This window comes from Epilithonimonas pallida, assembly GCF_900182975.1.
Taxonomy (GTDB): Bacteria; Bacteroidota; Bacteroidia; order Flavobacteriales; family Weeksellaceae; genus Epilithonimonas; species Epilithonimonas pallida.
Genome location: NZ_FXUO01000006.1, coordinates 98297 through 113669, shown reverse-complemented (window position 1 = coordinate 113669; position 15373 = coordinate 98297). Strand labels below are relative to the sequence as shown.

The following is a 15373-nucleotide window of genomic DNA, read 5'->3' as shown; positions in this document are numbered from 1 at the left end:
TTCATTTCGAAGCATTGGAAATTAAGTGTCAATTTTCATATTTCGTTCATTATTAATATTTTTGAAGGTTAATAATCAATTAACCATTTTTTGATTGACAAATAAATTCTAACAGTTAAAAATCTAATGAAAGTTTACAAATTTGGTGGAGCATCTGTAAAAGATGCCGAAGGTGTGAAAAATGTGGCCTTGGTTCTTGAAACACAGGGTTTTGAAAAATGTCTGCTGGTGGTTTCAGCAATGGGAAAAACAACCAATGCGCTAGAGAAAGTGGTCGAGTTTTATTTCAAGAAACAGGATTATCAGGCAGAAATTGAATTAATCAAAAAAAATCACATCGATATTGCTAAAGGTTTATTTTCAGAAAATCATCCGGTTTTTGGAGAGATTTCTTTGTTTTTTGATGATATCGATTCATTTTTAAGAAGAAATAAATCACCAAATTATAATTTCGTTTATGACCAAGTAGTGAGTTGCGGAGAGATGATTTCATCTAAAATTTTAAGCGAATATTTGAATGATATTCAGTTTTTCAACCATTGGCTGGATGCGAGAGACTATATCAAAACGGACAGTAATTACCGAGAAGGAATTGTGAACTGGCAGGAAACTGAACAGAATATTTCTAAACTGGATAAGATCAACTGTTATGTGACACAGGGTTTTATTGGTTCGGAAAGTAATAATTTTACAGTGACATTAGGTAGAGAAGGTTCAGATTATACGGCGGCGATTTTCGCTTATTGTCTTAATGCTGACGAAATGACAATCTGGAAAGATGTTCCAGGTGTGATGACTGGTGATCCGAGAAAATTTGAAAATGTAGAATTGCTATCTCATATTTCTTACGAAGAAGCGATCGAAATGGCTTATTACGGAGCATCGGTAATTCACCCAAAAACGCTTCAGCCGCTTAAGCAGAAGAATATTCCGTTTTTTGTAAAATCTTTTGTAGAGCCTAAAAAACCGGGAACCAAAGTAGGAAATTCCGAGGAAAATGAATTGATCGAAAGTTACATCCTGAAAGAAAATCAAACGTTGCTGAATGTGGAAACAAGGGATTTTTCCTTTATTGCTGAGGATCATATGAGTTTGATCTTTACACTTCTGGCAAAATATAAAATTAAAGTTTCTTTGATGCAGAATTCAGCAATTTCATTAGCTTTATGTTTGGAAGATAAATTTGGAAATGCCAACCAGCTTAATGAAGAATTGCAGCAGAGTTTCATCACTCAGATGACTAAGAATGTATCATTGTTCACGGTTAGAAATGCTGAGCTGGAAAAACTGGATCAATTCTACAAAGACAAAAAAGTCCTGTTGGAACAGATCTCCAAAAAAACCTTCCAAATGGTAACCGCATAAAAAAACTATGAGCTTAATTTCCAAAGAAGACTTGATAAAAGCATCCGGACTGGATAAAATTGGTTTCCTCAAGAAACCTGTGGCTTCAGCTATAATGAATCTTGCTAAGATCAATGATGTTAATAATCTATACAACAAACTCAAACATACAAAAGGTGTAGAGTTTTTTGATGAATTTATCAGAGAGCAGGACCTTAGTTATATTGTATTTGAAGAAGATCTTGCCAAAGTTCCGAAAACGGGCCCGTTCATTATAGTTTCCAATCATCCGCTTGGTGCATTGGACGGTATATTGATGTGTAAAATCTTGTTACGTGTTCGCCCGGATTTCAAAGTAATGGGAAATTTCCTGTTATCGAAAATAGAACCAATGGCTCCTTTCGTTATTTCCGTTAATCCTTTCGAAAGCAGAAAAGAAGCTTACAGCAGTTCTTCCGGAATGAGAGAAACTTTCAAACATTTGGAAGAGGGTGGATGTTTGGGGATTTTTCCTGCCGGTGAAGTTTCTAATAAAAATAACGAATATGGCGAAGTTCTCGACAGGCCGTGGGGAAAAACGGCGCTGAAAATTATCAAAAAAGCAAAAGTCCCTGTTGTTCCAATGTATTTTCACGCGACCAACAGCCAAATGTTTTATAATGTAGCCAAGCTGCACCCTGATTTGCAAACGATGATGCTGCCAGCAGAAATGATGAAGAAAAGAGATAAGCCGATCAGAATCCGGATCGGAAAGCCAATCTCTGTGAAACAAATGGAAGAGGAGGAAACGATTGAAGAGCTGGGCGATTATCTCTATAATAAGGTTTATATGCTGAAGTCTTATTATGAACGGAGAAAAAGTATTACTGAGAAACTGAAGCTGCCTAATATGGCGCTTAAATTACCACTTCAGAAACAGAATAATATAGTCCAGAATATCATTGATGAGACACCTGTAGAAGACATCATTAATGAAATCAATACACTGAAAAATACCGAAAACAAAAGGCTTTTTTCTCACGGCGATTATGACGTTTTCTTTACCAAGTCAGAAGAGATTCCTTCCATAATGAGAGAAATCGGAAGGCAAAGAGAACTGACCTTTCGGGCCATTGGTGAAGGTACTAATTTGCCTTTTGACCTGGATGAGTACGATAATCATTATCATCATCTTTTTCTTTGGGATAATGCAGATAAAAAGCTGGTTGGAGCTTACAGAATGGCGCTGGGTTCCGAAGTGATGAAAAAATACGGCATCAATGGATTTTATACCAGCTCACTTTTCGAATATGATCCTGAATTACAACCGTTTTTCCGAAAGGTAATCGAAATGGGACGCGCCTATATTTCTGTTGAATATCAGCAAAAACCTTTTCCATTATTCCTGCTTTGGAGAGGAATTGTTCACGTTTGTCTAAGAAATCCGGAACACAAATTCCTGATGGGCGGTGTGAGTATCAGTAACAAGTTTTCAGAGTTTTCAAAATCTTTGATGATAGAGTTTATGCGCTCTCATTATTATGATTCTGCAGTGGCTCAATACATTCACCCAAAAAATGAATTCAAGGTGGTGATGAAGGAGCGTGATAAAGCCTTATTCTTTGAAGATATGGATGCTGATCTCAATAAGCTGGATAAGATCATTGATGATCTTGAACCTGAATTAAGATTGCCTGTTTTGATTAAGAAATATATTAAACAAAATGCAAAAATGATTGCTTTTAATGTCGATCCTAATTTCAATGATGCGATTGACGGATTGATGTATATCAGGATTAGTGATCTTCCGGAAGATACAATCAAGCCAGTTTTGGAAGAATTGAGTGATTTTTTCAAAGCGCAGACCGAAAAAAAATCTTCTGATAATCAATGATTTTTATAGAAATATGCGAAGAAATTCTAATATAATTTGCATTATAAGAATAAAGAATATACTTTTGCACCACTCAAAACAACAATAGAGTATGGTTTCTTAGCTCAGTTGGTAGAGCAACGGACTGAAAATCCGTGTGTCCCTGGTTCGATCCCTGGAGAAACCACAATAAAACAAAAATGGGTAGTAGATAAGCGATAAACGTTTATATACGCCCATTTTTTTTGTTTTTTATAGTTGAGAATTTAGAACAAAACCAGAACAGAAAAATAAATTGTTCTGATTTTGGAAGAAAATGGCTCTAAAATTCGACATACTTGTTCCGGTTTTCAAAAACCAGAACAAAAAACAAAAATTGTTCTGGTTTTTTTGCTTGCGCTAAATCATGTGATTATGCAAGAGACTCTTAGATTATTTGAAATCAGCTATAAAACAGCTTATTCAAAGGTGAAAACATCATTCATATTACATTCTCATGTAAATAAGAAAAACGAACAGCAGATATTATTCAACGTTCATATCTCCGGAACTCAAAAGAAAATTCCCACAGGTTTTTATATAGAAAAAGCAAAGTGGGATATTAAAAAACAGCGATGCAAAGACAATCCGGACATTAATCTAATCCTTGATAATATGATTTCAAAAACGACCGAGATCAGGACCTTTTTCCGCTTGAGCAAGAAACAGGATCAGGAAATGTCTATGGATAACTTTCTTCTGGAATTTTTCAAGAAAACGCCGTCTTACGACTTTCTTTCTTTTTTTGAATCCCAGATGAATAAAAAGGTTACGAATGCCAACACACTCAAAAAACACAAATCGGTTTTAAAGAAGCTCCGGGAATATTGCGGGAAACTACCTTTCACCAATATTGACCTGCAGTTTTTTACCGATTATCGGCATCACCTATACACACTAGGCAATAATAAGACTACCAGAAACTCAAATATTAAAATTATTAAATATTATCTGCTTGATGCCCAAAAAACAGGAATCATACTGAATCTTAATCTATCGGATCTCGTTGTCGGTTCCTGCGCCGGCAACCGCACAAGCCTCTCGGTTGAAGACACACAAAAACTATATAAAGTATTCTTCTTAAATGTTCTTACGCCTTCTGAACAAACATCGTTAGCTTGTTTTCTGATATCTTGCATGACTTCACTTAGAATAAGCGATTTAAAAGAACGCAAACGACAAGACTTTTTAATTGGCGAGCTTAATTTTACAGCAAAAAAAACGCTTGGATTTCATCAATTGAAAATTAATAAAGCAGCTCTTAATATTATCCTTCATATCCCTGAACTTTTTACAAAAAAAATATGTGAACAGGTTGTCAATAGAGATTTAAAAGCAATTGCTAATCGATTTAAAATAGCAAAAAAAATAACAATGCACGTTGGCCGTCATACTTTTGCGACTAACTTTTTAAAAGCTGGAGGAACCGTGCAGGACCTCCAGATAATTCTAGATCATTCAAGTCTTGAAACGACGATGATTTATGTACATATGGACAAAGAAGAATCTATTTCAAAGGTCAACATATTGGATAGTTTTTTTATACAATAGTCTCAGTAGTAATTGAAATTTTGTAAACATTTTCAGATACCATTTCTTTTCCCCAAGAAGATATCTGGTGGATATTATTATGCCAGTATATATAATCTTTTATTGTATATTGGCTGATATCTTCAATATATGCCAAAAAGCTGTCTTCATACTTGCTACCATATATTCTCTGACGAAGGAATTTATACCAATTTTTATCCCACAATTCAGGAAACTCGCAACCTGAGGGATTTTTAGCATTGTTCTGATTTCCTATAAGACCGTCATAATATACCAGTGCAAGGGTAGTGGTGGAATCTTTCCTAACAATTGCAGTGGTATAGCCTCCGGGTTTAGGGAGAAGAACAGGCATACAGTATCCATCAATTTCAATAATGGAAGTGTCTGACTTAGGTTCTCCATTTAATTTGATGCCGGAAGAATCGTAATACATTGAATTTAAATTTATAGGAAGATTCAGTTTTTCAGGTGATTCATCAAGTTCAGTAAATTTGATTTGATATGATCTTTGACTCATCAAAGTTCTTTTTGGTTCACTTACTTCATATTGTTGAAATGATTTGATATTATCTGGATCCTTATTTAGTTTGGTCATGAAAATCTCATTTCCACGAATATCAATTTCATAATTAAACCAATTTTTAATTCGGTTTACAAAATCTCCAAATGTCATATCTGGTACAGCTCTGGCTAAATCAACTTCATTTGGATTTGTAACTACTCCGGTTTCTTCATTTCCACCATCGTCTAAGGCAGTACCTATCAAGTCGGCAGAAATTACTGTTGCGAAACCGTTACGATCAGACACTCTCCATAAAAAGAAAATTAAACTTGTATTATCTTCAGGAACATTAACACTAAAGTCAAAATAGTAATTGGTTTCATCATATGAGCCGGAGTTAAAGGACCAAAGTTTATTTGAACCCATCATAATATATCCAGTATTTGAACCTTTAACTTTCCTACTGTTAAAATATCCTCGCAGCTTATATTCACCTTTCTTCTGAACTTTTAATTCTTTAATATAAAACATTCCTGAAAAGTTGGAAAACTGATCATATTCGTTTTCGTCAACTGTCAATGTATCTCTTCTTTGTGAAAATCTATTAAAGTATTCGGTTCCGGAAAAAACGCATCTCTGTACAAGATCTGGATCAGTCAAGATATCACCCTTAAGCTCTAAACCTTTGTCTCCAAATCCTGTTTTTAACAGATATAAAATGTATGGTAAAGGATGAATTATATTAACATTAAAAATATTCAATTCTTCATCAAGATAATTTCGACGCATTTCTGAACCATCTGGCTTCAAATCATTATAATACCCATCAAATGCATCCCATAGCTCGTCTTCGGGCGAATATTTTGTCGTATATAACCTCGGATAATTAAAATTAACTTCCGGATATTTTTTTGTGCATATTTCTTTCGCATAAATATGAATATCATCTACGGCAAATTTGGCCAACGGCAATTCAGAAAGTTTTTTATCATAATTCGGAATGTCTTCAAGACCATAATCAATCTGGCCGATTAGCTTATTTCCTTGGATAGTTATAATTGTCAGCTTAGCTTCAGAGATTTTATTTTCGTGATGAAACCATCCATTTAATATATTTGGCAAACCGGTATTTTCCTTACTTGCATAATCACCAATGTAATGCACAAATTGATCTTCTACATTAACTTCAAAAGGAAATGTGAATTTTGTAAACGACTTATCATTGAACCTGGAATTATTCTCCTGAAGATTCATTTTTTGTTTGGATAAGTCCAAAACGAAAGTATCACTGTAAAATTTAGTTTCCATAAATTTTAAATTCGAGATCAAACTCTTTTAATTGTTTCTTTTTATCCCACGTTACCAGCTTGGAACCGGATGGAGCACCTGTAATGTATTTTCCGCCAATTTCTAAAACACAAAATTTTGACGACATTAATTCTTCGATAAGATCTTCTTCAGCTGCTAAGATAAAGCCGGTATTAATGCTCATCGTTTTCGTCTTTGTCGTATCAAACTTTTCAACTTCACCGGTGAAAATATTATCCTGGAATAAATGAGAGAAATCAATAGGCTTATTATTATCACCACTAAAAGTGATAGATTCAGGTGATAAATTTTGATTTTCCCATTGTACGTTTATAAGATCTTCATCATCAGGAATATTGAAATATGTAATTGTTTTTCCTGCAGCCATTATTTCCTTTATATCTGAAAACGATATTTTGTTTTCATTCTGCTCAACTTTTACCCTAGCTATACATCCTGGTTCTAAGCCATTTTCAGACACGGGTATATCAAAGAGTTGTTTTGCTGTTACCAATCCGGATATAAAAGAAAATATGTGTTTAGAACCGTAAGCACGGCTTCTGAAAGCATAATTTGTTAGAAAAGGAAACATCAAAGGTTTCTTTCCTGGATAGAATTTTAGGTTTGATATGGTTTCCTCATACATTGGATTAAAATTGATATCCAATTCTTCAATTTTTAGTGAAAATTCACATGGATAGATATGTACCTTATTATCAAAGTTATATTGTGAAGTTCCTTCTTCGAATATTGATGTATGATTTTTTATGAAATACCGGTGGATATTTTTCCCGATATCGAGTTTAACAGAATCCTGGTAATATGGAATTGTATAAGGAACAGTCAAGACCTTCTCTTCATAAGCTGTACGAAACTTCATATTAGCAGTTATCCTTACAAATCTTGCATCAGAATTATTCCGGAAAACCGTAATTATTTTTTTATCTAAACAGAAATTATATTCCTCCTGGAAATTATGTGTATAAAATGAAAATACATCGAGTACAACAGGAATTTGAATGATTTTGGATTCATAAAGAACATCAATATTTCCTTCATATCTTCCGGCAGTAAGGTTAACTGGCTCAACATTGGAAACCTGTATAATAACGCTTGAATTAGCTGTATTTTGCGATATAGTAAGCCAATCAGGCTTAGTAATGGTTAGATTTTTTCCAAAGAAATTAACAATATTGAGATCTGAAGTTTTAACTTCATTCATGTTTTTCTTAACCCAAAACGATAGACTTTGGGGAGACACGACCACCGCTGCATCGATAACGATAATTTTAATCTGGAAAGCCCATAATCTTTTATAATTCCCTGAAATATATCGACCAATGAAAGCATTAATATTATACTCTCCAGATGATGGAAACCTACTGGGAGAACTATAAACGAGATCAAAAAAGTTGGTAAATGAAGGAACAGAAACAAAGGTTTCTGAATCGCCTTCAAATAACAGATCGTAATTGTTTGTATTATTTAAAATATTAATATGGGTTTCTCCGGTAAGTAAATCAGCACTCTTATCATAATACATTGTGTAAAGCTGCTTTTCTGTTTTAATCGGCTCACCATTAACAGCGTTGAGTACGACGTTTACGAACCTGCCTTCAACTTCAGTCCATGTATTATTCAGAGAACCTTCTAAAATAAAATTAATTTCAGCCTCATATTTATCAGTGCCTAATTGTTCAAGATTCTGAAAATTGATATATAAAGCTCTAACAAATGAGGTGATATTGATAATTCCATCTACCAGACCGGTTCCTGTTATAGTCAACCAATTAATTTGAGAGTTGTAATAATTGACCACAATTCTCACACGAAAACTGTCATATTGTGGATATTCAAAAAAAGCAAGATTTAATCTTACTATTTTTGATATCTGCGCTGGGTATGTTGCACCGCTAGCCCATGAAACCTCATGTCTATATGGTGATGATACTGAAAATTCAAAACTATCTGCAGGCATATTCTTAGTGTTTACTGTTATTATATAAGTTTTGGTAATCTTTTGTCATTTTATCTAGTTTCTTACCGTTATCAAAAGAGTCTGCAATCCTGGCATCAAAGCCCTCATCCTTAATTACTCGCATAGTCTCATTAAACGAATCAATCGAATTGATAAGCTTTATCATCATTTCATCTGAAGAAGATGAAGAATTGGATCCGGAAGTATTTTTTACATTTTTGTAATAGCCTTCTTCGAAACCTTCAATTCTCGCAATTTCACGCATATAAGCATTGCTGATATCTGGATCTATTTGTCTTGCGGTTTTACTTGTTACTACAAGTTCAGGATATCCCGCGCCTTGCTCACCTACCAGCATTGTTGGTTCCGAATAAACCCCAGTTCGTTGTTCTCTTCTTCTTGCCCGGAACAATCTGTTATCCTGTTTTCTGAGAACAGGGTAAAACCCATCTTCAGCTCCAGGTACTTCGGGTAATGGTTGGCTCATGATAGTTGCTAATTGGAACGCACCTACTGCACCAACTAGAACTGCGGCTACTGTTCCTGCAATTGGTCCTAATTGCGAATATGCCTGCATAATCCCCATAGCAGTATTTGCAATTGTGTTAGCAATCTGCATAGTTCTCTCGCGTTTTGCTCTTTTATACTCCAATTCAGCTTTTTTACGCTCGAGATCCTTTTCATTTTTTAATGTGGCTTTTTTATATTGCTCTTGGTTGATCATTCCCGCTTTAAGCTCCTTATCAAGTCTTGTTTGCTTACGCTGACTGGAGGTTTCGTATTGTTGTAGAAGCCGTGCTTCATTAGCAGATGTATAATCTGAATACATCTGCATCATATTTTTCATTACAACAATCGCTGCGCTTACTTTTTGTAGATTCTCAACGAGATTTCCGGTTTTGGTAAACATTGCATCCCACTGATCAGTTGTTAAACCTAAAAGATCACTTTGTCCGCCTAAACCTTTAAGTTTTCCTCCCAATTTTTCATCAGCAGCATTACCGCCGGATTTCAATGCGGTAATTTCCTTTACGAGCTCAGCTATTTTATTTCGATATTCCTCAATAGTTTTTAGTTGTTCCGGATCAAGAGGAATAGTGAAATCCCGGTTAATAAGCATTGCATCGAACTCACCAACTTTCTTATTGAGATAATCTAGTTGCTGTTGTAATGATTTTTCCTGATAATATTTTTCAATTTCAGCCTGAGCTTCAGAAAAACTTTTAATTTTATCCAGGTTTTCGGTATATCCAACATCTATTAGGAATTGGCGCGCAGACTTAAGAGTTCGATATTTCGAAATTGATATATTTTTGTCTCTATCGATTGTTTTTAAACTGGCCTGAAAAGCTTCTTCCTCTTTTTGCTTAGTTATCGCAAGGTATTTTTCGGTTAAAGCTAAAAGCTTTAACTCTGCCACTTGCTTTTCCTGTAACTGAAGAGTTGTAAGGGCGTCATTTTCCTGCTTCCAGGTATGCCGGATTGCCTCAAGTCTTTTTTTGATTCCGCCGGTCTCTTTGGCTATCATTGCATCTATTTTCGCCATATCATCATCAGAAACCTTTTTATTTTCTAAATCTGAAATCTTGTCATTCTGGTTAAGGAGGATAAGGGCTTTTTCTTTCTCATAACCATCCTTCATCATACTGATACGGTTCCTTTCCGCATCTTCGCGCATTTCCTGTAATTTTTGAAGATATGAAGCTTCACCTTCAAGGATTTTATCACGATTTCGTTCGTATTCCCGTAGTGCTTTTTCAGCTGCTTTCTCCTCATCCGTTTTCGGCTTCTTTTTCTCTTTTTCCGGAAGTGGCTTGTAGTTTGATTTTGCCGGATCTGACTGTTCTGACATTCCTAAAAGAGCATATAGTTCTTGCTCATATAATTTCTTTTGAGCACCTTCGGCAGTTTTGATTAATTCCTGGAGCTGTTTTATTCTTTTTTTATCAGCTTCGTTATATTGGTTTATTAAGGCGGAGTTTTTTTGGATCTGGTTTAAAATCTCAATTCCTCTATTATGTTCTTCAAAGCTTCCAAACATGTTTACTGCAGAATTCGCCCTTTCTGAAGAATAATTGTATTGTTTTCGAAGTTTATTCCTTTCTTCTTGTTCTTTTTCTCGAGCAAGAGCTCCCTTCATGTACTCAAGCTCCAATTTTGCGTTTTCATCATAAACGCTTTGTTTTGCAGCCGATCTGGCCCTCATTCTAGCGGTTAAGTCGATTTGTTTTGCAAGCTCCTCGTAAACTTGAGCTAACTTCTTGGTTTCACGATATTCTTTGTCAACTGTACCCATAAACTCCGGATGAAGTTTGATCAATTCTTCATACGCCTTTTTTCGCATTTCCTGGGTAGCGTTTTCGTCTCTTATAACAGCAATAAGATTGGCAATACCGTTTTTATATTCCTGGACATCTTGTTTTCCTTTTTGCATAATTTCAAGCTGCTGGGTTTGATATTTGTGAGCCTCTTCAAATTGCTTCTTTTCAGCCGCCCTAACTTCATCAATATGTGATTTCCATGCTACATAAGCAGCAATTACTAAAGTTAAGACGGTAAGCAATGCCATTAATGGATTGGCAGCAGTCGTTGCATTGAGCCTTTTTTGGGCAATTTCTTGCGCATTGGTGGCTATTGTTTGCAATCCGATAGCTGAAGCTATTCTAGCTGTTAATGAAGCACCCGCAGCTAGAGATAGATTATAAAGCGCCTGAAAGGAAGCCATCATCTTTAATCGCAGTTCTCTACCTTTTTCGATCGCTTCTAGTGCAATGTTCTTTATAACACTTTCTTTAATTAGTGTATTGTATAAAGCCATTGCGACGCTGACAGAAGTAAAACCAAGGACAACTAATCCAATGGTTCTTATCAAAAACAACAAAGCATTATTAAATCCTCCGGTTTTTTCTTCTCCTTCAACTGTTACTCCTATCAATTTCCCAAAGGTTTCAATTAACCAGTTAAGAGTTTTTGCAACTGTTTCACTGGTGAACATTGAAGCAAACTTCTTTTGTACTTTTTCATAGATAGCAGCTGAGTTATTATTTACCTTATCAAACTCTGTCTGTAATGAAGTCGCCTCTGTAAGAGCCTGATTTGATAACTCAATTGATCTTCTAAATCTATCTGTATTTTCTGAAGCAGCACCAATTGTAGCAATTGTTTCAGCATCATTAAGCTTTAAACCGTCAAGAATCTCTGAAAGCTTGGTTGCCTCCAATCCTCTTGCGCCTTGGGCAAATTTCAAGAAGAACTGCAATGGATCCTGATTAATTAGTTTTTTAACTTCTTTCTCGGTTAACCCCATAACCTGAGCAAATCCGGCAGCTTCAACTGCTGCAACCCTAACAAACTTGCTATATCCGGATGAAGCTCTTTCTGCTGTGATTCCACTTTCTTCAAATGCACCACCTAAGGCAATAGTCTCTGCTATTGTAGGCTTTAAAGCTTCAGGTAATTGTCCTATCCTTAGAGCAAAATCACTCATGTTTTCTTCAGATGCAGCACCGGCAGCTCCCAGTTCATTAAGAGCAGAACCAATCTCATTAACTGCATCAGCTATTGATTCGTCCCGCGTTTCCTTAAATAGTCCCTTTATTTTACCTAACTTCTCAGCGACAGCTTCTACACCGCCTGAGAACGCATCTCCTAACGCAACATAAGCCTTATCTATCTCACGTGTAAAATCTTTAATTTCTTCTTTAGGCACACCTAACCGTCCACCTATCTCGGCTATTTTAAGAAGATCTATTTTACTGGTACGTGTATCGAACTCAGAGAATGCACGAGTCAATTCCTTCACCTGTTCTATTGCTAGACCTGTTGTCTTGACAACTGCAGTCTGAGCATCGGCCATTTTATTGTTAGCATCTATTACATTCTGTATGGAGAATGCAACACCAGCCAGTGCTGCAATTGCTGCCGTTGCTATACCAGAGTATTGGTTAAATTTATCTGATAGTTTTTGAAGAGTTGAAGAAGCTGATGAAGTACCTGTACGCAATACCTTCATTCTTGAATTAAGCGCATCCATTTCTTCTTTTGCTTGTCTATAAGCAGTAGAATTAGGATTCATATGCTCCATAGTGAATGCCAGATCTTTTATTCTTTTTTTCAACTGATCTGAAGTCAAGCTGAGAATGTTCATTGCTTTGACTTCTTCATCAATCTTTCGATTGTTCTCAGCCATAGCATTGGTTAGTGTACTGATCTCCTTCTTGATCTTAGCAATCTGTTCTGGATCCTTTGACCTTTGTCTAGATAGTTCTTTCTCTTTATTCTTTAGATCGTTTATCCTGTTTGCCAAAGTATTGTTAGCGCGTTCCAAATCCAGAACTCGCTTCTGCGCTTCGTCACCATTAATGATAATCTTGAGTTTGAGAATCTCGTCACTTATTACCTTAGCCATTTTGCTTTTTTATGCAAGTTGCCTAAGCACCAAGACCTAATGTGTTACACGAAAAGCAAACGATAATGGTGTTGCCATTGAAATTGGCAACGTTGCTAAAGTGGTGGATTTTTGCCCTCTCTGTCATATTTCCCGAAAATCAAGCACCTTCGGCAACTGCAAACACGATTCTCGGCGGCGTCGGGCTCAGATTAACACATAAAACCCTAAAATTTATAGTTTTAGGGTTTATTTGTTGATAATCAATTTGTTAATGTTCTGTATTTTCTTTTTTACAGCATTTTTTTCACAAAATATTTATGGAAATCAACTATTTTGAATAGTTATAAATAACAGTTTGCTTGAAATAAAAATACAACAATTGTTGTATTTTTTGTGTTTTTTTTGTATCTTTATAAAAGATAAATAATTCAAAATGAACAATTTAAAGACAAAGGAGAATGATGTGAAGGCAGTAGCATCTTCCACAGAAACGGCAACAGTTGTAAAAAATGGAAATTCAACGGAAGCTAAAAATCAGCAGTTGCAAGGCAAAAAAGAACAAATTACCAAACTTTTGACACCAACAACCGCAGAACAACGAATCAAAAACCATAGTTTATTTTCTAAAATGGTAGAAAAACATGGTTTTTTAACCGAGAAAGCGGATAGTCTTAATGCCTATACAGTAGGTAGAGACGGAATGAAAGAAAAATTAGTTATTAAAAGTGATAGCGGAATGAGTTTCGAAATATCAAACTCTAATATTATTGAAGAAATTTTGATTTTATGCGCTTCGAAACTTGATGAAAAACTAAAAGAAAGTAACAACCAAATTTTAGCATTTGAAATTTAAAAAATTAGCGCTCCAACTGTGACGGGCGGGAGCGCTTTTATTCAAACTATTAAAATAACAGTATGAACGCAGATACAAAAATACAGAAATTATCCGATTTGGTCTATCATGAATTAAAATCAATGGGATATTGTAAACTTTTCAATTGGGAAGATTATGATTATTTTAAAAAACAGACTTTTAATAAATTCAACCAGGTAGAGGCAATTGTCAATCTTTTTCTCTTTTACGCTAATGATGAATCAGACTTTTCGGATTATGAATTTTAATATAAGAACTTACAACGGCAAGACGACTGAATTGAGAAAGAATGAAACTGTTTTTTATGTTCAATCTCACGGATTAAGAGCAGGAAGACCGATTAAAGAACCTATTCCAAACTGTTGGGAAGTTCGTACAGATCGAAGTATAGATTTTGAGATCCTGTATATCATCTTTGAAAGCAGAATTTTAGAACCATTTATCAGGGGTTCGGTCATACCTTTCATTTCCTTGGTTGAATATCGGAAAATTATCACTCCAATTCTTAAAAATGCAATTCATGAAAACAGAATTATCAACGAACATTATTTACAAATACGGAAAATTGAAGCCCAGCAAGGTCATCAAAACAAGGTCAGAGAATTACTGCAGACAATGAAAATTGCAATTTCGAAAGAATGCTATAACAAGATAAAAACCGTCAAATAATGGCGGTTTTTTTATGTGCAAAAAAAAAATTTCGGCTTCGCCACTATGTGTCTCGCCGGCCTAGGAATTTCTTGTTTCGGTTTTGCTTCCCTGACAATCCCGTTTTCCTGCGAAAACTGTTTTTACAGATCCATCATTTTGTCTTTCCAATGACAACATTCCTTCCAGACTTTTCAAAGGAATTGACATTGCGTCGATAATTCTTTTATCAGCTTCCGATTTGAATCTAACCATTTCATTCCAACCAGGATTAATAATTGGGACGATTTTAAATATTCCGGAACTATCTAAGATGCTTTCTGAATTCTTTTCATTTCTTATACCACCACTAGGATATGACTTTGCTTTTTGAGCAACCACGATTGCAAGTTGAGCTTTGAGAAAAGCTTTTTCAATAATTAATGCAGCTATTGTCGCAGAAGCTCTACGAAACTTAGCTTCATAAGGCTTTGATATCTCCTTTCGAATTCTTTTCTTATTACTCATTTTTGCAAAAATTTATTAATGATTTTAGTAATGAAAGTTAATTGGATCGGCCAATTTTCCGATTAAATTCCAAACTTCATTTTGAGCTTTTTCAAATGCTTCCTGTGTGGTCATGATTTTTAGAAAAAGCCCCTACCTTACTCAGGGGCATTATCAATTTAAAATTTACATCAAACAATGTTACGATGTAATCTTTTCAACAAAAATAGTATTATTTTCAATATGTACAATTTCTGTTTTTACTTGTTTTTCACCTACTTGTATCATTATTTCATCAAATTTAGAAGGGTAATTTTCAAAATTTCTCTCATCCCTTTCTACACGGATTATTCCGGTAGGTCCTTGTATAATTTGTATTATTAAATATTCCATCGTTTTTC

General features: G+C 35.0%; 11 protein-coding genes and 1 tRNA gene. 7 read left to right on the top strand and 5 right to left on the bottom strand.

The window, feature by feature from the left end; translation table 11 throughout:
• The first annotated feature begins 126 nt into the window (after positions 1-126).
• From QOL71_RS12860 to QOL71_RS12845, 4 genes are all read left to right on the top strand, one after another.
• Positions 127-1365 carry an aspartate kinase gene (locus QOL71_RS12860; RefSeq protein ID WP_283417310.1) on the top strand — a complete coding sequence of 413 codons (1239 nt, stop codon included), beginning with the start codon at positions 127-129 and terminating at the stop codon, positions 1363-1365.
• Positions 1366-1372: 7 nt separating this feature from the next.
• On the top strand, positions 1373-3217 hold the full coding sequence (locus tag QOL71_RS12855) for a bifunctional lysophospholipid acyltransferase family protein/GNAT family N-acetyltransferase (protein WP_283417309.1): 1845 nt from the start codon (positions 1373-1375) through the stop codon (positions 3215-3217).
• 93 nt (positions 3218-3310) lie between these two features.
• Positions 3311-3383, top strand: a tRNA-Phe gene (locus tag QOL71_RS12850).
• Between the two features lie 227 nt (positions 3384-3610).
• On the top strand, positions 3611-4786 hold the full coding sequence (locus QOL71_RS12845) for a tyrosine-type recombinase/integrase (RefSeq protein WP_283417308.1): 1176 nt from the start codon (positions 3611-3613) through the stop codon (positions 4784-4786).
• Here QOL71_RS12845 and QOL71_RS12840 read toward each other — a convergent pair.
• Genes QOL71_RS12840 through QOL71_RS12830 form a run of 3 tightly spaced genes read right to left on the bottom strand, consistent with a single transcriptional unit; the run spans position 4776 to position 12982 of the window.
• The gene (locus QOL71_RS12840) at positions 4776-6596 is read right to left on the bottom strand and encodes a hypothetical protein (RefSeq protein ID WP_283417307.1); all 1821 of its coding nucleotides are present in this window, start codon (positions 6594-6596) and stop codon (positions 4776-4778) included. The two genes, QOL71_RS12845 and QOL71_RS12840, sit on opposite strands and share 11 nt — an antisense overlap.
• A complete protein-coding gene (locus QOL71_RS12835; protein ID WP_283417306.1) occupies positions 6586-8574 on the bottom strand; it encodes a hypothetical protein in 1989 nt (662 codons plus the stop codon). Before QOL71_RS12835 ends, QOL71_RS12840 begins: the two co-directional genes overlap by 11 nt.
• A gap of 4 nt (positions 8575-8578) precedes the next feature.
• The gene (locus QOL71_RS12830) at positions 8579-12982 is read right to left on the bottom strand and encodes a phage tail tape measure protein (RefSeq protein ID WP_283417305.1); all 4404 of its coding nucleotides are present in this window, start codon (positions 12980-12982) and stop codon (positions 8579-8581) included.
• Between the two features lie 415 nt (positions 12983-13397).
• On the opposite strand from QOL71_RS12830, the gene QOL71_RS12825 reads away from it, so the two are divergent.
• The 3 genes from QOL71_RS12825 (at position 13398) to QOL71_RS12815 (ending at position 14507) form a co-directional block, all read left to right on the top strand.
• Positions 13398-13817 (top strand): hypothetical protein, encoded by a 420-nt coding sequence (locus tag QOL71_RS12825; protein ID WP_283417304.1) that lies wholly within the window; start codon positions 13398-13400, stop codon positions 13815-13817.
• A 62-nt stretch (positions 13818-13879) separates the two neighbouring features.
• Positions 13880-14086 carry a hypothetical protein gene (locus QOL71_RS12820; RefSeq protein ID WP_283417303.1) on the top strand — a complete coding sequence of 69 codons (207 nt, stop codon included), beginning with the start codon at positions 13880-13882 and terminating at the stop codon, positions 14084-14086.
• The gene (locus QOL71_RS12815; protein WP_283417302.1) at positions 14076-14507 is read left to right on the top strand and encodes a DUF6943 family protein; all 432 of its coding nucleotides are present in this window, start codon (positions 14076-14078) and stop codon (positions 14505-14507) included. The genes QOL71_RS12820 and QOL71_RS12815 overlap by 11 nt, the downstream gene beginning before the upstream one ends.
• Before the next feature lie 60 nt (positions 14508-14567).
• Here the strand turns inward: QOL71_RS12815 and QOL71_RS12810 are convergent, their stop codons facing one another.
• Together QOL71_RS12810 and QOL71_RS12805 are read right to left on the bottom strand one after the other, a co-directional pair.
• The gene (locus QOL71_RS12810) at positions 14568-14993 is read right to left on the bottom strand and encodes a hypothetical protein (RefSeq protein WP_283417301.1); all 426 of its coding nucleotides are present in this window, start codon (positions 14991-14993) and stop codon (positions 14568-14570) included.
• A gap of 180 nt (positions 14994-15173) precedes the next feature.
• Positions 15174-15365, bottom strand: a complete 192-nt coding sequence (locus QOL71_RS12805) for a hypothetical protein (protein WP_283417300.1) — start codon at positions 15363-15365, stop codon at positions 15174-15176.
• Positions 15366-15373: the final 8 nt, after the last annotated feature.